The sequence below is a fragment of the Streptomyces sp. AF1A genome (assembly GCF_047340315.1).
GTDB lineage: Bacteria > Actinomycetota > Actinomycetes > Streptomycetales > Streptomycetaceae > Streptomyces.
In genome coordinates this window covers 15,740-34,760 of sequence record NZ_JBLEBI010000062.1, presented here as the reverse complement: position 1 = coordinate 34,760, position 19,021 = coordinate 15,740, and the positions used below count along the sequence as shown (strand labels likewise).

Below are 19,021 nucleotides of genomic sequence, written 5' to 3'. Positions count from 1 at the left end.
TTTCCGGGCCGGGCCCTCGGGCGTGCTACGCCGTGGCCAGGGACACCTCGGTCGCCTTGACGAGGGCGACCACGTCCGAGCCCACGAAGAGGCCCAGGTCGGTGGCGGCGTCCTTGGTGATCGCCGCGGTCAGCCGGCCGCCTTCGATGGTGATGTGCACGGTGGCCATGACGGCGCCGGGGGTGAGGCCGGTGACCGCGCCGGGCAGCTGGTTGCGGATCGACAGGCCCTCGACCCGCTGGGTGGCGAGGGAGACCTCGGTCGACTTCACCAGGGCGCGCACGGCCGAGCCGGGCGCGAGGGCGAGGTCCTCGGCGGCCTCCTGGGTGATGGCCGCCGTCAGGTTCTGCCCGCCGTCCAGACGGAGCTTGACGACGGCCATGACCTCGCCGGGCTCGACCGCGGTGACGGTGCCGGGGAGCTGGTTGCGGATGCTCAGGCTCATGGGCATCCACGGTAGAGCGACGGTCCGCTCAGGCCGGGTATGCGTGGGTCTGCGTCGCCTTGACTGTCGCCCAGACCGGTGCACCCGGGTGCAGCTCCAGCTCGGCGGCGGCGACCGCGGTGAGGTCGGCGGCCAGCGGGAGCTCGCCGGTGAGGTCGGCGCGGATCTGGTCGCCGTGCGTCTCCAGGCCGGCCACCTCGCAGCGCCACAGGTTCCGGGCGCTGGCCCCTGTCGGCCGGTCCCGGTACAGGGTCACGGCGGACGGCGGGAACGCCACGAAGGCCGGTCCGGACAGCTCCTCCGTGGTCGTGATCGAGGGCCCGGCGTCGAGCCGTACGGTGTGCCCCTCGGCCTGTCCCCGGTAGAGGTTGAGGCCGACGAGCTGGGCGATGTAGTCCGTGCGTGGATGGCGGGCGATGTCGGCGGGGGTGCCCTCCTGGACGACCCGGCCGTGTTCCACGACCACCAGCCGGTCCGCGAGCACCATGGCGTCCAGCGGGTCGTGCGTGACGAGGACGGCGACCGCCTCGAACTCGGCCAGGTGACGGCGGAGCCGGGCGCGGACCTCCAGACGGGTCCGGGCGTCCAGGGCGGCCAGCGGCTCGTCCAGGAGCAGCAGCCGCGGCCGGGTGGCCAGGGCCCTCGCGAGGGCCACGCGTTGGGCCTGGCCGCCGGACAGACGGCGCGGCTTGGCGCCCGCGTGCTCGGCGAGGCCCATGCGCTCCAGCCACGCCGCGGCGAGCGCGCGGGCCTCCGCCTTGCCCGCGCCCTGGCAGCGCGGCCCGAACGCCACGTTGTCCAGCGCGGACAGGTGCGGGAAGAGCAGGTAGTCCTGGAAGACCACACCGACCGGACGGGCCTCCGGCGGCACCCGCTCCAGCGAGGCGCCGTCCAGCCGCAGATGTCCGTCGGCCAGCGGGACCAGACCGGCGAGGACGCGCAGCGCCGTGGTCTTTCCGGCGCCGTTGGGGCCCAGCAGCGCGACCACGTCACCGGGAGCGGCGGTCAGGGCGACGTCCAGCCGGAACGAGCCCCGGTCCACCACGAGCCGGGCGTCGAGCCCCTGCCGGCCCGCGACCCCGAGGCCGGTCTCGGGGGCGTCGATGTCGGTCATGCGCACAGCATCCCTCGTCGGCACCGTGGCCCTCCATCCCGCCGCCACGGTCACGCCCCGGTCAGCCAGCGGTCGCGCAGCCCCGCCAGCACCGCGATCGACACGGCGAGCAGGACCAGGCTCAGTGAGATGGCCGCCTCGGGGTCGTTCTGCAGGGCCAGGTAGACGGCGAGGGGCATGGTCTGGGTACGTCCCGGGAAGTTGCCGGCGAACGTGATCGTGGCGCCGAACTCGCCGAGCGCCCGCGCCCACGCGAGCACGGCGCCCGCCGCGATGCCGGGCGCGATCAGGGGCAGCGTGACCCGCCGGAACACGGTGAAGCGGGAGGCGCCGAGCGTGGCCGCCGCCTCCTCGAAGCGCGGGTCGGCGGCGCGCAGCGTGCCCTCGACGCTGATGACCAGGAACGGCATCGCGACGAACGCCTCCGCGACGACCACACCGGTGGTGGTGAACGGCAGCGTGATCCCGAACCAGGCGTCGAGCCACGTGCCGACGACTCCGTTGCGGCCGAGGGCGAGGAGCAGGGCCACACCGCCGACGACGGGCGGAAGGACGAGCGGCAGGGTCACCAGGGCTCGCACGAGACCGCGCCCGGGGAAGTCCGTGCGGGCCAGCAGCCAGGCCAGCGGCACGCCCAGCACGAGACTCACCGACGTCGCCGCGGTGGCGCTGACCAGCGACAACTGGAGCGCCTGCCACACCTCGGCGCTGGCCAGTTGGTCCGGCAGGCTGCGCCAGGGCGCGCGGACCATCAGCGCGACCAGCGGCAGCAGCAGGAACGCCAGGGCCAGCACGCCCGGCAGCAGCAGCGGCAACGGCAGCCCGCGCCGGCCGCCCGCGCCGACACGCCGGCGCCGCGGCCGGCCCGTGTGGCGGCCGGTCGCGGCAGCGGGGTCGTGGAGCGAGGTCACGGCTTGAGGAACCCGGCCCGGCTGAGCGCCTTCTGGCCCTCGGCGGACCGCACGAGGGCGATGAACGCCTTGGCGGCCTCGGCGTTGGGGGCGTTCTTCAGCAGGGCGATGGGGTAGTCGTTGATCGCCTCGGCGGACTCGGGGAACTCCACCCCCTGCACCTTGTCGCCGGCGGCGCGCACATCGGTCTTGTAGACGACCGCGGCGTCGGCCTCCTTGAGCTCCACCTTGTTCAGGGCGCTCTTGACGTCCTGCTCGTAGGAGACAGGGGTGAGCCTGAGGCCACTGGCCTGCAGGGCCTTCTGTGCGGCGGCGCCGCAGGGCACGGTCTTGTCGCAGAGCACGACCTTCAGGCCGGACTTGGTGAGGTCTTTCAGGGAGGACACCTTGCCGGGGTCGCCGGGCAGGGTGGCGATCTCCAACTGGTTGCGCACGAAGGTGACCGGCGGGGTGGCCGTGTCCTTCTTGTCCGTCACGATGGCCATGGTCTTGGGGCTCGCGGCGGCGAAGACGTCCGCCGGGGCGCCACCGGTGATGCTCGCGGCGAGAGTGTCGCTGCCGCCGAAGTTGAAGGTGACCTTGGTGCCCGGGTGCTGCTTCCCGAACTCCTGGCCGAGGCTGGTGAAGCTCTCCTTCAACGAGGCCGCGGCGAACACGGTGACCGTGCCGGAGAGCTTGGGGGAGGACTTCGAGCCGTCGGACGTGGTCGCCGAGGAGTCGGACGACTTCGACGAGGAGGAGCAGGCGCTGAGTGCCATCAGGGCTGCGGCTCCCGCGCCGGCCAGTTGCGGCATCCGCCGGGTCCGGCGCACCGAACGGGTCATCACAGGTCTGCTCCTCGAATTCGTGAAAGTCTCGCGCCCTCGCACGGCCGGACTGCGGCCGTGCGGCGATGATACTGCCGCATCTGCGATCCGTAAGTCTCCTGTTGCATCGCATGAGCTGCCAACCTGTGACGTTCGGCTCGCATATGCGTTTGCATGATGTCCGCGGGTGGGTACGGTCCTGCGGGGGAGGTGGTCGCAGGTGACGCTCGCGGAACTCGCCCCGACCGGTGATCTGGCCCGGCCCGCCAGGCTGACCGTGCCCGAAATGCTCCGTTGGCCGCAGCACCGGGCGGCCGCCGGCTTCGAGTGCGCGACCAGCGGGCGCCGGCACCACCTGTTCTCCGGCCCGCGCTTGTACGACGTGCTGGGAGACGCCGGACCGGCCTTCGACCCGGCCCGGCGCAAGGACCGGCTGCGCTTCCTGATCGCGGTCGACGGCGCCGAAGGCCACCACGCGGTGCTGTCCTGGGCCGAGATCGACCCCGACTTCGCCGACGCGCCCGTCCTGCCGGCCGTCGGCCTCGACGGCACCCCGCTGGATGAGGCCGGACCCCAACTGGTGCTGCCGCAGGACCGGTGCGGGGCGCGGTACGTCAGCGGGATCACGGCGATCCGGGTGGACGGCGGCTACCGATCCGGCCGTCCGGCTCCGGCCGCACCCGGGCGCGTACCGGCGGCGGCTCCGTGTGACGCGGTGCGGACGGCGGCTCCATGAAGCGCGGTGCCGGTGGCGGCCTTGCGAAACGCGGTGCCGGAGGCTGGGCCATGAGGGGCTGTGCCGGTGGTGGCCTCACGTAGTGCGGTGCCGGTGGCGCCTCTGCGCAACGCGGTGCCGGTGGCGGCCTCGCGAAACGCGGTGCCTGCGCGCCGGGGCGCGCGCCGGGTCAGACGCGGTCGATGTGCACGTTGGTGGACTTCACGCGCGCGGTGGCCTCCATGCCCACCTCCAGGCCCAGTTCCTCGACCGCCTCCCGGGTCAGCAGGGACACCAGCCGGTGCGGGCCCGCCTGGATCTCCACCTGTGCGGCGACGTCGCCGAGCTTGATCGCCGTGACGATGCCGGGGAAGGCGTTGCGTACGGAGGTGTAGGAGGTGTCCTCCTCGCCGCCGCCCTTGGCCAGCTCGACGGAGAACGCGGCGAGGTCCCTGCCGTCGATGAGCCGCCGTCCGGCCTCGTCGCGATGGGTGGCCACCCGGCCCGCGTCGGCCCAGCGGCGGGCGGTGTCCGGGCTGACGCCGAGCAGCCGCGCGGCCTGGCCGATCGTGTAGGACTGCATGCCGGTCACGATAGGACCAGAGGACGGGAACCACGGACGTGGGGTTGGCCGTTGGGTATAACGCGATATAGCGTGAGTCGGGAACTCCGTGGTTCCTGCGGGAGCCTCCGAATCGAGGTGAGTGATGTCGGCCGAGCTGGTGCGGACGGACGGGCCGTCGGGGCTGCGGGCCTCGCACGCGGACCGGGACCGGGTGGTGGACGTGCTGGCGCGCGCGGCGGGAGACGGCCGGATCACGCCGGAGGAGCTGGACGAGCGGGCGGCGGCCGCGCTCAGCGCCCGCACACTGGGCGAGTTGGCGGCGCTGACCGGGGACCTGCCTCGGGAGGCCGGGGGCGCACCGGCCAAGGACGTCGTCCGGATCGAGCAGCAGGGCTCGTCGGCCGCGCGCGGTGACGACTGGGCGGTGCCGCGCCGCATGGAGATCGAGTCGGCCTGGGGTGATGTCACCCTGGACTTCAGCGCCGCCGTGATCACGCACGACACCCTGCGCCTCGACGTGGACATGCGCGGCGGCACCCTGCGGCTGATCACCCGGCCCGGCGTGGTCGTGGACGCCGACGCGCTGGTGATCGGCTACGGCAAGACCAAGGTCCGGCCGGGAGATCCCGGTGCGCCCGTCCTGCTCCGGGTGGAGATACACGGGCGGCTCACCTTCGGGCGGCTGGAGGTATGGCCGCGCGGGCGGCGGTTCGACCGCTAACACCCTCGGCGCCGGCGCGCGGGGCGGCGACGGCGCTCGGCTCAGCCCGTGTGCACCCGCGGCCGGCGGGCCCGGTCCGGCTCCGCCTCGCGCAGGACCTCGCGGGTGACCGGGGCGACCTCGCCCTGGCCGAAGAGGAAGAAGCGCAGGAAGTTGGCGAAGGGGTTGCCCTCGGTCCACTCGAAGTAGATGTGCGGGGTGCACCCCGTGACGTCGCGGACGTGGAGGAGCAGCGCGGCCAGGGCGTTCGGGATGGAGGCCGACTCCAGGGTCAGGACCCGGTAGCGCCCGTGCAGCACTTCGCCGCGCACGGTCATGCCCGCCTCGAACTCGGACGGGTCGGTGACCGTGACCTCGACGAAGACGAAGTCCTCCTGCTCGGGCATCTCGTTGTCGGCACGGATCTGCTCGATCTTGTCGCGGTACTCGGCCTTGTCCCGGTGCCCGGGCTCGTTGGCGATGAACCGCATCTTGCGGCTGGCCATGTCACGGACGAATCGTTCCGCCAGCGGGTCGAGCGTCACGCTGGTCACACGCAGCTCGAAGGCACGGGCCAGCCGGGACAGCAGCGAGACCAGGATGATGCCGACGATGAAGCACGCGCCGATCTTCACACCGTCCGGCCGCTCGATGACGTTCACGACGGTCGTGTACAGGAACACCACCGCGATGACCGCGAAGCCGATCGTCCAGCGGCGCTGGCCCGCCTTGTGCGCCGCGATGGTCACCGCGATCGCCGCGGAGCTGATCAGCACCAGCACGCCGGTGGCGTAGGCGCCGCCCTGCTTGTCGACGTTGGCGTCGAAGATCCAGGTCACCAGGAACGCGATCAGCGTGAAGACGATGACCATGGGCCGGACCGCCCGCGCCCAGTGCGGGGCCATCCCGTACCGGGGCAGATAGCGCGGCATCAGGTTGAGCAGGCCGGCCATGGCGGACGCGCCCGCGAACCACAGGATGGCGATGGTGGAGATGTCGTAGATCGTGCCGAAGGCGCCCCCGAGGTACTGGTGCGCGAGATAGGCGAGGGCCCGGCCGTTGGCCCGGCCGCCCGCCTTGAACTCGTTCGCCGGGATCAGCAGCGTGGTGATGAAGCTACTGGTGATCAGGAAGGCGCTCATGATGATCGCGGCGGTGGTCAGCAGCTTCTTGGTGTCGCGGATGCGCCCCGTGGGCCGCTCCTCGGTGTCGCCCGGGTCGCCCTGGACGTGCGGCATGACGGCGACACCGGTCTCGAAGCCGGACAGACCGAGGGCGAGCTTCGGGAAGACGATGAGGGCCAGACCGACCATCACGAAGACGTTGCCGTGCTGTGCGGTCAGGGCGCTGGTCCAGTCGGTGACCACGTGCTCGGCGGTGAGGACGTGCCACAGGCCGTCGATCACGACGACCAGGTTGAGCGCGAGGTAGACGCCGACCAGGGCGAAGGCGACACCGATGGCCTCCAGGAAGCCCTTGAGGAACACCGCGCCGAGCAGCGCCACGAGGAACAGCGTGATCACCATCTGGTGGCCGTGGAGCGCGCTGGTCAGGTGCGGGTTCTCCACCAGGTGGGTGGAGGCGTCGGCCGCCGAGAGCGTGATGGTGATCAGGAAGTCGGTGGCCGCGAACCCCAGCAGGGTCAGCACGAACAGCTTGCCCTGCCAGAACGACAGCAGCCGCTCCAGCATCGCGATGGAACCCTCGCCGTGCGGGCTCTCCTCCGCCACGCGCCGGTAGACCGGCAGGGCGCCGGCGAGGGTGACGACGACCAGCACGATGGTCGCGATGGGAGACAGCAGACCGGCGGCCAGGGCCGCGATGCCGGGCTGGTAACCGAGGGTCGAGAAGTAGTCGACACCCGTCAGGCACATCACCCGCCACCAGCGCTGTCCCTGGTGCGGGGGCTCGGGCTCCGCGTGCGGTCCGGTATGGCCGCCGGGCTTGCCCATGTCGGACAGCCCTTCCAGCATCCAGGCGCGCAAGCGGCCGGTACTGGGAGGGTGTTCGGTCGTGGCCATCGGCATGTTCCTGACGTGCGGCTCAGCTCTTTTGGGCCATCACGCGGACGGCGGCACCAGCGTATGCAGAGCGTGATGCCTGGGCCCATGGATCCAGGGGTGGTGGGCGTCAAGCTTGCGTTAAGAATGACGCGCGGCCACCGGTTTCGCACCAAGAAGGGGAGGCCAGGGGTGGTCGGCCGCTGCGAGGCGGAACGGTCGGCGCGGTGCACCGGCGTTCGGGGGGCGGCCACCGTGTGTCATGTCCAGCGGTGACGCCGAGCGGGTGACGGGCGGCCGAAGGTGCGGACACGGGCGTGGGGCAGAAAGTCCGCGCCCGCCGGGAGCTGTTGCCGACCGATGCCGAGGCACGGCCGGCTCACTCCAGACCCGAGGCGCGGAACACACCCAGGGCGGCCTCGCGGTCGAGGCGTCGGGCCAGACGGTGCAGCGCGGCCGTACCACAGCAGAGTTCCGGCGGCCTCGGACTTCCGGGCGCCCTCGTCGAGCAGGTACCACAGGCCGGGGGTGTGGACGAGGGCCTCGGGGTCGAGCTCGACCCGGTTGCCGAGGGCGTCGCGCAGGACCAGCCGCTGCGCGATGCCGTCCAGCGGGCGCACCGCGGTCGGCAGATCGGTGCGGACCCGGCGGGTGCGCAGCAGGCGCGGGGGTCGGCCGGCCAGCCCTCGCCGGCCGACCCCCGCGCCGGGAAGAGCACGAGGAGGAGCAGCAGGGCGAGAACGCACCACAGGGCACCCCGCCACCAGACGAGCGAACCGGCCGCCCAGTCCACGGGGAGCAGCAGCGCGAGCAGCACACCGGCGGATCGGACCGAGCTGCGCACGTCGCCGGCCCAGTCGCGGTCGTACACCACCGCCGCGGCGCGGGGCGGCTGATGACCCGTCACCGGGCACCCGGTGTCCTCGCTGCGCTCCATGACTGAGACCGTGGCCAGCCGCGGGTTCGGCGGCACCCCGCCTTGACGGCACCATGACGGCCCTCGGCTGTTTCTTGACGGAACCGCAGCGGCCTCGACGCTCTCAGCCCGCGGGCGCCCCGCGCATCACAGGCCCCGCGTGTCCAGGCGCAGATGCCACAGGTTGCGCCGGTGCACGGACAGCAGTTCGGACTCCAGGGGGGACGGGGGAACGGCCAGGACCGGGCACACGGCGTGCGCGAGGCAGTGCCGGCAGACCCGGCCCGAGAAGGCGCGCTGGAGGCCGCGCCGGCCCGCGCCCACGACCAGCACGTCGTCCTCGCGGTCCGCGGTCGCCACCAACGCCCGGCCGGGGGCGCCGCGGACGACCAGGGCGTGCATCGGCACGCCCGGGTCCACCGCGCCGAAGATCTCGTCGAGCACCGCGGCCAGCCGTTGCCCGGCCAGCCGGTGCCACTCCTCCACCGGCAGACCCGCGGCGGCCGAGCGCCGCGCGGCCGGGTCGCCGCCCGGCGGCTCCCACGCCAGCACCGGCCACAGGTCGGCCCCCAGCCCGCGGGCCAGCGCGGTGGCCCGCCGCAGGGCCGTGACGCTGCCCAGGGAGCCGCTCACGCCCACCACCACCCGTGCGACCGCCGAGGCGCCGTAACCGGACATGACTGCACCGTTCCCCATGGATGCCCGCGTGCCGCGGACCCGTCCGCCGCGAGACCTTCCCTTCCATCCCACTCCCGCGTGGGGGATACGACCAGCCGAGCGGACGGCGCGGCGCGGACGACCGTGGCCGTCGACCGGTGCGGATGCGAAGGCGCTGTGTCGACGGCCGGACACGGTCGGTGACCGGCCACGGACACGCGTCGGGGCCGGTGCGCACCGGGTGGGTGCGGCCGGCCCCTCAGATCACTGCCGTGTTCAGGCGGCGGTCATCACCTGGTCCGCACCGAGCGGGCGGTGCGGGGCGATGATCCGGCCGTCGGGCAGCAGCTCACCGGTGTCCTCGAAGAGCAGGACGCCGTTGCACAGCAGACTCCATCCCTGCTCCGGGTGGTGCGCCACGAGACGGGCGGACTCCCGGTCGGCGGACTCGGCTGGCGGACACGGTGGCTGGTGCTGGCACATGGGTGGGATCTTTCGCTGTGTCGTGGTCATGGCCGTCCCCCGTGGTGATGAATGGTCGGAACCCAGTGTTGCCCTCATGGCGTCGTTCCGCAGGGATTTCGCGGCACCGCTTCCCACAGGTTCATGACGCGTCACCCGGGCGGACGGTTCATTCCAACTGACCCGTCACTTTGGGTGGTTCGCAGTGGCCGAAGGGGACTAGTCCGCACCGCCCGGCACAGCCGGCCTGCACAGACGTACCCCGTCACCCTCTGAGGGCGACGGGGTACGCGCGACGAGGGCTCAGGCCGCCGGCGAGCCGAGCAGGGGGAGGCGGGTGGCGCGCAGGGTCAGCACCGGGAGCAGGTCGGCGACCTGGTGCGGCCGGTGCGCGGAGATGCCCGGCGGTGCCGGGGCGAGCGGCACGAGCAGATCGGTGTCGGCCGGATGCCCCTCGGCGCCGTCGGCCGTGCAGTCGCCGTGCAGCCACAGCGTGAGCATGTACAGGCCCGGAACCGACAACAACCTCGCCTGGTACGGCTGTTGCAGCGCCTCGGCCTGCTGCAGGGCGCGCTCCGTGGAGGCGACGTACGGGCCCTCGAAGAAGTGCGAGAACGCCCAGCCGTCGGGGGTGAGCATGGTCTCGGCCGCGGCCACCGCCCGGTCGCCGCAGCGGATCAGGAACCGCCAGCCGGCCAGCCGCGTCGCGGACAGGCCCTGTGCGGTGATCCGGTCCAGCACATGGACGGGCAGCGGGAGTTCGGGGGTCGCGGGGCCCTGTGCGGCGCGCAGCGAAGGCGTGCGCGCCTCGCGGACCGCGGTGGGCGAGCCCAGAGCGGTGAGGACGGAACGCAGGGCAGGCGCGGGGGCAGGGGGCACGTGCAGCGGCATGTGGGTCGCCTCTCATTCGACAGGCGCGGCGGCGCGAGGAGGGTGGGGCGGACGGCGCTGTCTGCTCGGGGGAAGGCCGGAGAGGTGAGGGCCGGGTCGGTGAAGAACGAGGGTGCGGCTCGCCCTGCCGCCCGTCGACGGTGACGGCAGGAGAACGGCAGGACCAGGACCGAGGGCGCCACCCTCCCGCCTTGTGGACGAAGTTTATACGACGCGTGTTCAGCCGATGTTTCGTCTATCGCATTCCGGTAAGTCCCGCAAGGCGTAAATGGGCCATCGGTTTGCGGGTAGTCATCCCGATTTCCGAACCGGGCACTTGCCGCTGACCTCGCAATACGCTCCGGTAGGGGTCGGCCGAATGCGGTCGGCGTTTTTCACGAGGTGTTCGGGGTACCGGAAGGTGCGAGTTGCCGCATGCCCCGTGAATGTGCCGCGGGGAACATTTGACAGAGTAGCGGCTGCCGGGCGCGCGCGGGGCGTTATCGATCGCTTAGGCTGGGCATCATCCCACCTGACCCGGGAGCCCGGCGGCCGGATCGTCGGCCCGCCCATCCGAGGAGGGACACTTCGATGGGGGAGAAGGTCGTGGCAGGGCGGTTCGACCTGTCCGATCGCCAGCGCTACCGCGAAAAGCTCCAGAAGTGCCTGACGGGACTGGAGCGGCTGCTGGTCGAGAAGCGATTCGACCGCCCCAAGAACCTCATGGGCGTGGAGATCGAATTGAATCTCGCCGGCTCCGACGGCATGCCGAAAATGCTGAACGGCCAGGTGCTGGAGCGCATCGCGAGCCGGGACTTCCAAACGGAACTCGCGATGTTCAACCTGGAAGTCAACATAGCTCCGCACCGGTTGGGCGGCCGGGTATTCGACCGGCTCGCCGAGGAACTGCGCACCTCGCTCGCGTACGCCGACCGCAAGGCCGGCGAGGTCGACGCGGGCATCGTCATGATCGGCATCCTGCCGACCCTCGACCGCGACGACCTGGTGTCCTCCAACCTCTCCGAGGTCGACCGCTACACGCTGCTCAACGACCAGATCGTGGCCGCGCGCGGGGAGGACTTCCGGCTCGACATCGACGGCGTGGAGCACCTGGTCTGCACCTCGAAGTCCATCGTCCCCGAGGCCGCGTGCACCTCCGTGCAGCTGCACCTGCAGGTCACCCCGGGCCGGTTCGCCGACGTGTGGAACGCGGCGCAGGTGGCGAGCGCGGCGCAGATCGCCCTCGGCGCGAACTCGCCGTTCCTGTTCGGTCACGAGCTGTGGCGCGAGTCCCGGCCGCCGCTGTTCCTGCAGTCCACCGACACGCGCCCGCCGGAACTGCAGGCTCAGGGGGTACGACCGCGCACCTGGTTCGGAGAGCGGTGGATCTCCTCCGCCTACGACCTGTTCGAGGAGAACCTGCGCTACTTCCCGGCTCTGCTGCCGATCTGCGACGACGAGGAGCCGCTGGAGGTCCTGGACGCCGGCGGCACGCCCAAGCTCGCGGAACTCGCCCTTCACAACGGCACCATCTACCGCTGGAACCGTCCGGTGTACGGCATCGCGGACGGGGTGCCGCACCTGCGCGTGGAGAACCGGGTGCTGCCGGCCGGGCCGACCATCACCGACGTGATCGCCAACGCGGCCTTCTACTACGGCCTCGTCCGCGCCCTCGCCGAGGAGTCCCGGCCGGTGTGGACCCGGCTGCCGTTCGCCGCGGCCGAGGCCAACTTCGACGCGGCGTGCCGGTACGGCATCGACGCACGCCTCGTCTGGCCCCGGCGGGGGCGCTACGGCGGCACCGGCGAGGTCGACGCGGTCACCCTGATCCGCGACGAGCTGCTGCCGCTGGCCTCGGCTGGCCTCGACGCGTGGGGCGTGGAGGCGGCCGACCGGGACCTCTACCTGGGCGTCATCGAGGAACGCTGTCGGCGCCGGGTCAACGGCGCGGCCTGGCAGGCGGGCACGTTCCACCGGGCGCTGGAGCAGGGCCTGTCCCGTGAGGCCGCTCTGGCGGCGACGACGCGGCGCTACGCCGAGCTGATGCACGTGGGCGAGCCGGTCCACACCTGGCCGGTGGGGCTGCCGGAACCGGTACCACTGGGCTGAGCGGAAGCGCGGCGCGGCTTTGGCGGGGCGGGGCTTCGGCCGGGTGCGGCTTCGGTGAAGCGCGGCTTCGGTTCGTGTGGCTTCGGTTCGCGCGGCCTCGCTGGGGTGTGGCTTCGGTTCGCGCGGCCTCGCTGGGGTGTGGCTTAGGTTCATGCGGCCTCGGTGAGGTGTGGCGTGGGCCGGCCTGGGCTCGGCGGGACGTTGCCCGGGGACGCGCTGCTTGTGCGTGACACAGGCCGGGAGCCGGCCTCGCTGCGGTGCGTGCCGCTTTGGTGCGTCCGGCATGGGTGGGGCCGGGGGCGGCCCGTAGCGGCGCCGGATGCGATGAGCGCGGCCCTCCGGGGAGCCCCGTGCCGCTCGGTGGAGGGTGGTGGGGCGGGGGCGCCGGTGGTTCTGCGATCCTTGCGGGCAAGGTGGGTCGTGGGCCCGTGGGCCGGCTGGAGGCAAGGGTGCAGGTGAAGACTGACTCGGTGGCCGATTCCGGGGCGGGCGAGCGTGACCCGAGGCGGATGCTGCGGGACGAGACGCTTCTCGTGCTCGGGCTCTCGCTGGGCGCGAGCGGCGTCTCCGCGCTGATCAGCTTCATCGGCTCGGTCACCAAGCCGGGCGGTCTGAAGGACCAGGCGGCCACGCTGAACGCCTCCGCCGCGCCGGGCCGCCCCTGGCTCGACCTCGCCTGGCAGCTCTTCGGCATCGCCACCGCCCTGATCCCGGTGGCCCTGGTCGCGCACTTCCTGATGCGCGAGGGCAGAAGCCTGCGCACCATCGGCTTCGACCGCGGCCGCCCCTGGCCCGATCTCGGCCGGGGCGCGGCCATCGCGGCCGTGATCGGCAGCACCGGCATCGCCTTCTACCTTGCCGCCCGCGGCCTCGGCTTCAATCTCACGGTCGTGCCCGAGGCGCTGCCCGCCGTGTGGTGGAAGTACCCGGTGCTGATCCTCTCCGCCCTGCAGAACGCGATCCTCGAAGAGGTCATCGTCGTCGGCTATCTGCTGCGCCGGCTGGGCCAGTTGGGCTGGAGCCCGATGACCGCGCTGGCGGCCAGCGCCGTCCTGCGCGGCTCGTACCACCTCTACCAGGGCGTCGGCGGCTTCGTCGGCAACATGGTCATGGGTGTGGTCTTCGTGTGGCTGTACCGCCGGTGGGGACGGGTCGGCCCGCTGGTCGTCGCGCACTCCCTGCTCGACATCGGCGCGTTCGTCGGCTACGCCCTGCTCGCGGGCAAGGTCGGCTGGCTGCCGACGGCCTGAGCGCCGCGGCCCGGCCGCTCAGGCGCGCAGTTCGCCCTCGATGACCGTGACCGCGCGGCCCGTGAGCAGCGTGCGGTCACCGCGCAGGCCGGTGCGGACGAAGCCGGTGCGGCGGGAGGCCTGCAGCCCGGTGAGGTCGTCCCGGCCGAGGCGGGCGGCCCAGTGCGGGGCGAGCGCGGTGTGGGCGCTGCCGGTGACCGGGTCCTCGTCGATGCCGACGTTGGGGAAGAAGCAGCGCGAGACGAAGTCGTAGCCACGGGCCGGGTCGTCGGCGCGGGCGGTGGCGATGATGCCGCGGGCGGAGTAGGTGCCGAGGGACTTGTGGTCGGGGGAGAGTCCGAGCACCGTCTTCTCGTCCGCCAGTTCCACCAGCAGGTCGCCGACGTTCGCCCCGGTGTCGAAGGCGGCGACCGGCTCCGCGCCCAGCGCCCCGGCGACCCCGGCCGGGACCTCGACCGGGGTGAGCGGGGCGGTGGGGAAGTCGAGGGTGACCGAGCCGTCCGCGCCGGGCGTGGCGATGAGCACGCCGCTGCGGGTGGCGAACCGCGCCGGGCCCTCGTGGGCGCCGCTGGTGTACAGAACGTGGGCCGTGGCGAGCGTGGCGTGCCCGCACATCGCGACCTCGGCGACGGGCGTGAACCAGCGCAGCGCCCAGTCCGCCTCGCCGCCCTCGGGCAGCCGGTGCGCGAACGCCGTCTCGGCGTGGTTGACCTCCATGGCGACGTTCTGGAGCCAGTCGTCGTCCGGGAACACGTCGTCCAGGAGCAGGACCCCGGCGGGGTTTCCGGCGAAGGGCCGGTCGGTGAAGGCGTCCACGATTCGCATGCGCATGGGCCGACGCTAGTGGTCGCCACGGGCCCACGACCAAGGCCAATTCGCGAGTCCTGGCACGTTTCGCGCGCTCGGCCGCACTGTCCCGTCCCAACGAGAACAGTCGTCCACCTGTGCGGAACGACTCGTGGCCCTCACTCGACGTGACGCCGGACCGATGGAGGGAAGCGTCGCCCGGCGGCGGCCGGCGGGGGATGGTCATTCGCCCTGCCACCGGCTGCGGGCATGCTCTAATCGCCCGATGGCGAAGATCGAATCAGAGCTGATACGACGCTGGCTGAACGGCTGGACCGTGGCTCGCTCCCTGCCCGGGGCCGAGCCGGTCGAGTCCGCCGGGGACGGCCTGCGGTCCCAGTGCGACCAACCCGGCCGCGAGGTCGAGGTGTTCGCGCTACGCGCGGACGAGGAGCCCGACTCCTTGGCACGGCTGGCGGCAGCCGTCGCCGCCGCGAGGCGGACCACCTGGCTCACGGTACCCACGCTGCGCCCAGGAACCGTCGAAGCCGTCGTCGGCGCCGCCGGACTGGAGGTGCTCCACCGGGCAGAGTGGTTCATGACGACCGATCTGACCGGGCACCCGCAGCACGCACCCGTCGCGCGCTACGAGCGCGAGGTCCGCACGGAGGGACCCGTCACGGTCGTCTCCCTCCGTGACTCCTCCGGAGAGGTGGCGGCGCGCGGCACCATCGCCGTGGTCGGCGTCGATGCGATCGCCGATCGCATCGAGACGGACGCGGCGCACCGGCGACGCGGCCTGGGCCGCGCCGTGATGAGTGCTCTGGCGGAGGCCGCCGTGGCCCAGGGCGCCCGTACCGGTCTGCTCATCGCCAGTGAGGAAGGCCGGCGCCTGTATTCCTCCCTCGGCTGGCGCCACGAAGCCGACGTCGTGATCGCCCGGGGGCCGGTGGTTCCCTCCCACCGGTAGGACCGGCTCACGCCGGCCGATCCGCCCTGCGCACGGCGCGCAGACCGACACCTCCCCGCCCCGAGCGGCAGGCGCGGCGTGACCCGGCCGTCGGCCCCGGCAGCGACCTTCACCACCTCAGTGACACACGAACGACTTGTTCGCCGTGCTGGAGCCCAGCGCGCACGTCGCGCCCCTGACCGTGCCGGCCGCGTCGTGGAAGGTGAGGTTCCAGGTGCCGCCGTTGTCGGCCAGTTCCGCGTAGCCGGGGACACCGAGACCGCCCGGGGTCTGCTCCTGCGTGATCGACTGGTGGACGGCCTGCTGCGGCATCCCGATCATCTTCCCCACGACCTTGGTGTCGTCCGGGCCGTTGTCCAAGGGTCCGCCGGAGGAGCCCACGGTGAGCTGGGGTGGACGCGCAGTGTTGAAGTCGAGCATCTGATAGAGGTGGATGTGGCCCGAGAGCACCAGCCGCACATTGTCGGCCAGCCGGTGCAGGCCGGTTCCGGCGACGGCCGCGTCGAGTACGCGCGTCACCCATTTGACGTCCGTCGGCGGCGTACCGGCCTCCTTCACCATCCACACCGGCTTGTGCGTGAGCAGGAAGTAGTCGTTGCCCGGATGCTGCTGGGCGGCCCGGTTCACGGCGTCGAACTGCCTGGTGAAGATGCCGGCCTGCGCGGTGATTCCCGCGTCGTTGGGGTCGGCGAACGAGGAGTCCACCGAGACCAGGTTCAGGGTGCCGGCCCTGATCGGCGTGACGGGGGTGTAGACGCTGCACGAGCCGTTGGCGCGAAGGTCGTCGGCGAGATAGCGGAACCAGGCGCCGCCCGCACCGCCCAGCTGTGCCGCGTTGCAGTCCTCGTGGTTCCCGCGGGTCAGCGCCACGGGCGCCGTGGCCAGCAGCGGCTCGGCGGGCCGGAAGAAGTCGGCGACCACGCAGTCCCAGCCGGCCCGGTCGGCGGTCGTGGTGCAGCCGGGGTTGGCCCCCTTGTCGTTCTCCCTCGCCGGGTCGTCCCGGTACAGGTAGTCGCCGACGTGCACCACGAGGTCCGGCCGCGTACTGCCGGCGGCGGCCGCGGCGATCCGCGGAAAGGTCCAGCCGGTCTGATGGTTCGCACAGTCCTGCACGGGACCCGCCGCGGGAACCTCGCAGCCGGTGTCACCGATGACGGCGACCCTGCTGGGACGTGTGGTCGAGGTCCAGTCGGGAAGCGGGAGCTGCCGGTTCGCCGGGTGCACGACGGCCGCCCGGACGGACGACTGCTCCAGCACCGCGTTCGAGGCGCCGAGCGGCACCGCCAGTTCGCACACCGTCGTCGGGAACTGGGATCCCATCGGTGTGCTCACCCGGGTCATGGGAAACGGTCTTCTGTTCGTGCCCAGGGTGTAGCGGACGGCAGGACAGGTCTGGCTGCTGTCGGTGGAGACGTAGCGGATCCGCGTTCCCTGTCCGGTCAGCTGTGTCCAGGCCCATGCCTCGCTGTTGGGCGCACCGGGCGGTGGCGGCGACGTGGCGGGGGGCCGCGGACCCGCACCGTCCGCCGCGGTCCGGGCGGGGGCGGCACCGGCGGCCACTCCCGTGGCCAGCACGCCCACCGCGGCGAGAACGACGATCCGACGAAGCATGGGCGCAGTACCTCCGGGCGCGTGTCCAGGTCACCGGCGTTCCCCGGGACCGGGGCCGCACCAGGAATGCTCATCGAAGCCGCCACTCCGCGCAGCACCGGTGAGGCGAACGGCTGACGGGCGCCTCGACCTGGACGTGGCCACCCTGTACGCGGACGCGCTGATGAACCTCACCCCCTGGCAGCTGTGGGACATCCGCACCGGCCGCCCGGCCGAGGGGGCGCGCACACCGGAGGCCAGAAAGGTGCTGGAGCGGGCGCTGGAGACACCGGAGGGCGCCCGGCACCCGGGCGTGCTGCACATGTACATCCACCTGATGGAGATGTCACCGACGCCGGAGGCCGCCCTGACGGCCGCCGACCGGCTGCGCGGACTGGTGCCCGACGCGGGCCACCTGCAGCACATGCCCTCGCACCTGGAGGTGCTCTGCGGGGACTACCGGCGGGTGCTGTCCGACAACGCCGCGGCCATCGCCGCCGACGAGAAGTACGTCGCCCGGGCCGGCGCGATGAACTTCTACACGCTCTACCGGTGCCACAACCTGCACTTCCGCATCTACGGAGCCATGGTCCTCGGCCGCCTCGGGGAGGCGCTGGAGACGGCGCGGCGGCTCGAGGAGGCCGTGCCCGAGGAACTGCTGCGCGTGGAGAGCCCGCCCATGGCCGACGGCGCGCTACTCCTGGAGCAGGGCAGGGTCGCGGAGGCCGAGGCGGTCTACCGCGCCGACCTGGGCCTCGACGACACGCTTCCCCGGCCGCTGCAGCATCCGGGCAACGTCTGGTCCCTGCACGGATTCCACGAGTGCCTGGTGCGCCTGGGCAGGACGGGGGAGGCGGGCATCGTGGCGCAGCAGCTGAAACTCGCCGCCGCGATGGCGGACGTACCGATCACGGCTTCCTGTTTCTGCCGGCGGGAAGCCGCTGCGGCCCCCGTCCCCGGCGAGGGGTGCTGCACCCCGCCGTACACCGAAGCGAAACCGGACCGGGCGAAGTCGTCCCGACCCACTGCACCTTGACCGAGCGGCCGAGACGGCGCCGCCGTGGTCGACGCTGACAGAGCGGAGGCTGAGGCCGGTCACGCCAGGCAGCCCTCAGACCGTGTGCGCCGACTGTGGCGCGTGCCTTGCCCACGTGCCACTCCTCCTCCGCCCCCCCGGACTGCGCGCGCACAGGGCCGCCGACCTGAGGCGGATGACCGGCATACGGCTGGGCTGTCCCCACTCATTGACCTTTGACCCTCTACGGCGATCGACCGCCCGCAGGCCCGTGACCAGTGGTGGAACCGGTCAAGGTTCAGTGAGACGGGACAACAGGACAGTTGGGCTGACGCAAGGACCTTGTCAGGTCCTCAGTGCCGATATATCGTTGAGGCATCGCGAACGATACGCGATGCAGACGTGACAGATCAGCGATGGAATGGAGTGATCCTGATGCGTACTCATGGATTCGAGCGTGGACATCGGCACGCGGGCCACGGCGGGCACGGCATGGGCGGGTTCGAGGCCCGGCGGGCCGCGTTCGGCCCCTTCGGTCCGGGTGGTCCCGGGTTCGGCCCCGGCTTCGGGCCGGGCCCGTGGGGGCCGCGCGGACGAGGCGGCCCCAGGGGGCGGGCGCGGCGCGGCGACGTGCGTGCGTCGATCCTGGCCCTGCTCAAGGAACGGCCCATGCACGGCTACGAGATGATCCAGGAGATCGCCGAACGCAGCGGCGGCGCCTGGAAGCCCAGCCCCGGCTCGGTCTACCCGACCCTGCAGCTGCTGGAGGACGAGGGGCTGATCACCAGCGAGAGCGAGGGCGGCAAGAAGCTGTTCTCCCTCACCGACAGCGGCCGCAGCGCCGCCGGCGAGGCTCCGGAGGCGCCCTGGGAGGAGGCCTCGCGCGGGATCGACTGGGAGGCCCTCAGTGAGATCCGGCAGGCCGGTTTCGGTCTGATGGAGGCCTTCGGGCAGGTCTGGAAGACGGGCAGCAAGGAGCAGCGCGAGAAGGCGCTCGCCGTCATCAACGACGCCCGCAAGAAGCTGTACCTCATCCTCGCCGACGAGCACTGACCGGCAACGGCGAGCACTGGCGAGCGCGGACCGGCAGTGGCGGGCGCTGACGGGTGATGGTCCTCGTACGACGATCCGGGCGCCCCG

At 72.3% G+C, this 19,021-nt stretch carries 18 protein-coding genes and 1 pseudogene; 7 read left to right on the top strand and 12 right to left on the bottom strand.

What is annotated here, in order from left to right; all coding sequences use genetic code 11:
• Positions 1-25: 25 nt before the first annotated feature.
• The 4 genes from ACLU3S_RS18700 to modA are packed head-to-tail and all read right to left on the bottom strand — an operon-like array spanning position 26 to position 3,294.
• The gene (locus ACLU3S_RS18700) at positions 26-445 is read right to left on the bottom strand and encodes a TOBE domain-containing protein (protein WP_413953030.1); all 420 of its coding nucleotides are present in this window, start codon (positions 443-445) and stop codon (positions 26-28) included.
• Between the two features lie 28 nt (positions 446-473).
• Positions 474-1,559, bottom strand: a complete 1,086-nt coding sequence (locus tag ACLU3S_RS18695; RefSeq protein WP_413953029.1) for an ABC transporter ATP-binding protein — start codon at positions 1,557-1,559, stop codon at positions 474-476.
• Between the two features lie 50 nt (positions 1,560-1,609).
• A complete protein-coding gene (gene modB / locus ACLU3S_RS18690; protein WP_413953028.1) occupies positions 1,610-2,470 on the bottom strand; it encodes a molybdate ABC transporter permease subunit in 861 nt (286 codons plus the stop codon).
• Positions 2,467-3,294: a molybdate ABC transporter substrate-binding protein gene (gene modA / locus ACLU3S_RS18685; RefSeq protein WP_413953027.1), complete on the bottom strand. Its 828-nt coding sequence runs from the start codon at positions 3,292-3,294 to the stop codon at positions 2,467-2,469. Before modA ends, modB begins: the two co-directional genes overlap by 4 nt.
• Positions 3,295-3,496: 202 nt before the next feature.
• Here modA and ACLU3S_RS18680 point away from each other — a divergent pair, with 202 nt between their 5' ends.
• Entirely contained in the window at positions 3,497-4,012 is a 516-nt protein-coding gene (locus ACLU3S_RS18680) for a hypothetical protein (RefSeq protein WP_413953026.1), read from the top strand.
• 169 nt (positions 4,013-4,181) lie between these two features.
• Here the strand turns inward: ACLU3S_RS18680 and ACLU3S_RS18675 are convergent, their stop codons facing one another.
• Positions 4,182-4,574, bottom strand: coding sequence for a TOBE domain-containing protein (locus tag ACLU3S_RS18675; protein ID WP_413953025.1), 393 nt, complete (start codon positions 4,572-4,574; stop codon positions 4,182-4,184).
• A gap of 124 nt (positions 4,575-4,698) precedes the next feature.
• Here ACLU3S_RS18675 and ACLU3S_RS18670 point away from each other — a divergent pair, with 124 nt between their 5' ends.
• Complete coding sequence (locus ACLU3S_RS18670) at positions 4,699-5,277, top strand: DUF1707 SHOCT-like domain-containing protein (RefSeq protein ID WP_413953024.1); 579 nt, start codon at positions 4,699-4,701, stop codon at positions 5,275-5,277.
• Between the two features lie 41 nt (positions 5,278-5,318).
• Here the strand turns inward: ACLU3S_RS18670 and ACLU3S_RS18665 are convergent, their stop codons facing one another.
• From ACLU3S_RS18665 to ACLU3S_RS18645, 5 genes are all read right to left on the bottom strand, one after another.
• Complete coding sequence (locus ACLU3S_RS18665) at positions 5,319-7,277, bottom strand: amino acid transporter (RefSeq protein WP_413953023.1); 1,959 nt, start codon at positions 7,275-7,277, stop codon at positions 5,319-5,321.
• Positions 7,278-7,635: 358 nt separating this feature from the next.
• Positions 7,636-8,193: a hypothetical protein gene (locus ACLU3S_RS18660; RefSeq protein ID WP_413953022.1), complete on the bottom strand. Its 558-nt coding sequence runs from the start codon at positions 8,191-8,193 to the stop codon at positions 7,636-7,638.
• Positions 8,194-8,319: 126 nt separating this feature from the next.
• Entirely contained in the window at positions 8,320-8,850 is a 531-nt protein-coding gene (locus ACLU3S_RS18655) for a universal stress protein (protein ID WP_413953021.1), read from the bottom strand.
• 255 nt (positions 8,851-9,105) lie between these two features.
• The gene (locus tag ACLU3S_RS18650) at positions 9,106-9,312 is read right to left on the bottom strand and encodes a DUF5999 family protein (RefSeq protein ID WP_059248121.1); all 207 of its coding nucleotides are present in this window, start codon (positions 9,310-9,312) and stop codon (positions 9,106-9,108) included.
• Between the two features lie 282 nt (positions 9,313-9,594).
• Positions 9,595-10,182, bottom strand: coding sequence for a hypothetical protein (locus tag ACLU3S_RS18645; RefSeq protein ID WP_413953020.1), 588 nt, complete (start codon positions 10,180-10,182; stop codon positions 9,595-9,597).
• Positions 10,183-10,752: 570 nt separating this feature from the next.
• Between ACLU3S_RS18645 and ACLU3S_RS18640 the strand changes: the two genes are divergently transcribed.
• Both ACLU3S_RS18640 and ACLU3S_RS18635 read left to right on the top strand, forming a co-directional pair.
• On the top strand, positions 10,753-12,270 hold the full coding sequence (locus tag ACLU3S_RS18640) for a glutamate--cysteine ligase (RefSeq protein ID WP_413953019.1): 1,518 nt from the start codon (positions 10,753-10,755) through the stop codon (positions 12,268-12,270).
• Positions 12,271-12,779: 509 nt separating this feature from the next.
• Entirely contained in the window at positions 12,780-13,520 is a 741-nt protein-coding gene (locus ACLU3S_RS18635; RefSeq protein ID WP_413953032.1) for a CPBP family intramembrane glutamic endopeptidase, read from the top strand.
• Positions 13,521-13,538: 18 nt separating this feature from the next.
• Here the strand turns inward: ACLU3S_RS18635 and ACLU3S_RS18630 are convergent, their stop codons facing one another.
• Complete coding sequence (locus ACLU3S_RS18630; protein WP_413953018.1) at positions 13,539-14,351, bottom strand: PhzF family phenazine biosynthesis protein; 813 nt, start codon at positions 14,349-14,351, stop codon at positions 13,539-13,541.
• Between the two features lie 241 nt (positions 14,352-14,592).
• Here ACLU3S_RS18630 and ACLU3S_RS18625 point away from each other — a divergent pair, with 241 nt between their 5' ends.
• Positions 14,593-15,276, top strand: coding sequence for a GNAT family N-acetyltransferase (locus tag ACLU3S_RS18625; protein ID WP_413953017.1), 684 nt, complete (start codon positions 14,593-14,595; stop codon positions 15,274-15,276).
• A gap of 117 nt (positions 15,277-15,393) precedes the next feature.
• Here the strand turns inward: ACLU3S_RS18625 and ACLU3S_RS18620 are convergent, their stop codons facing one another.
• Positions 15,394-16,887: a metallophosphoesterase family protein gene (locus tag ACLU3S_RS18620; RefSeq protein WP_413953016.1), complete on the bottom strand. Its 1,494-nt coding sequence runs from the start codon at positions 16,885-16,887 to the stop codon at positions 15,394-15,396.
• Positions 16,888-17,014: 127 nt separating this feature from the next.
• Between ACLU3S_RS18620 and ACLU3S_RS18615 the strand changes: the two are divergent.
• Both ACLU3S_RS18615 and ACLU3S_RS18610 read left to right on the top strand, forming a co-directional pair.
• Positions 17,015-17,902 (top strand): annotated as a pseudogene (locus ACLU3S_RS18615) (hypothetical protein); the annotation flags it as partial.
• Between the two features lie 414 nt (positions 17,903-18,316).
• Complete coding sequence (locus ACLU3S_RS18610) at positions 18,317-18,934, top strand: PadR family transcriptional regulator (RefSeq protein WP_413953015.1); 618 nt, start codon at positions 18,317-18,319, stop codon at positions 18,932-18,934.
• The last annotated feature ends 87 nt before the right edge of the window (positions 18,935-19,021 follow it).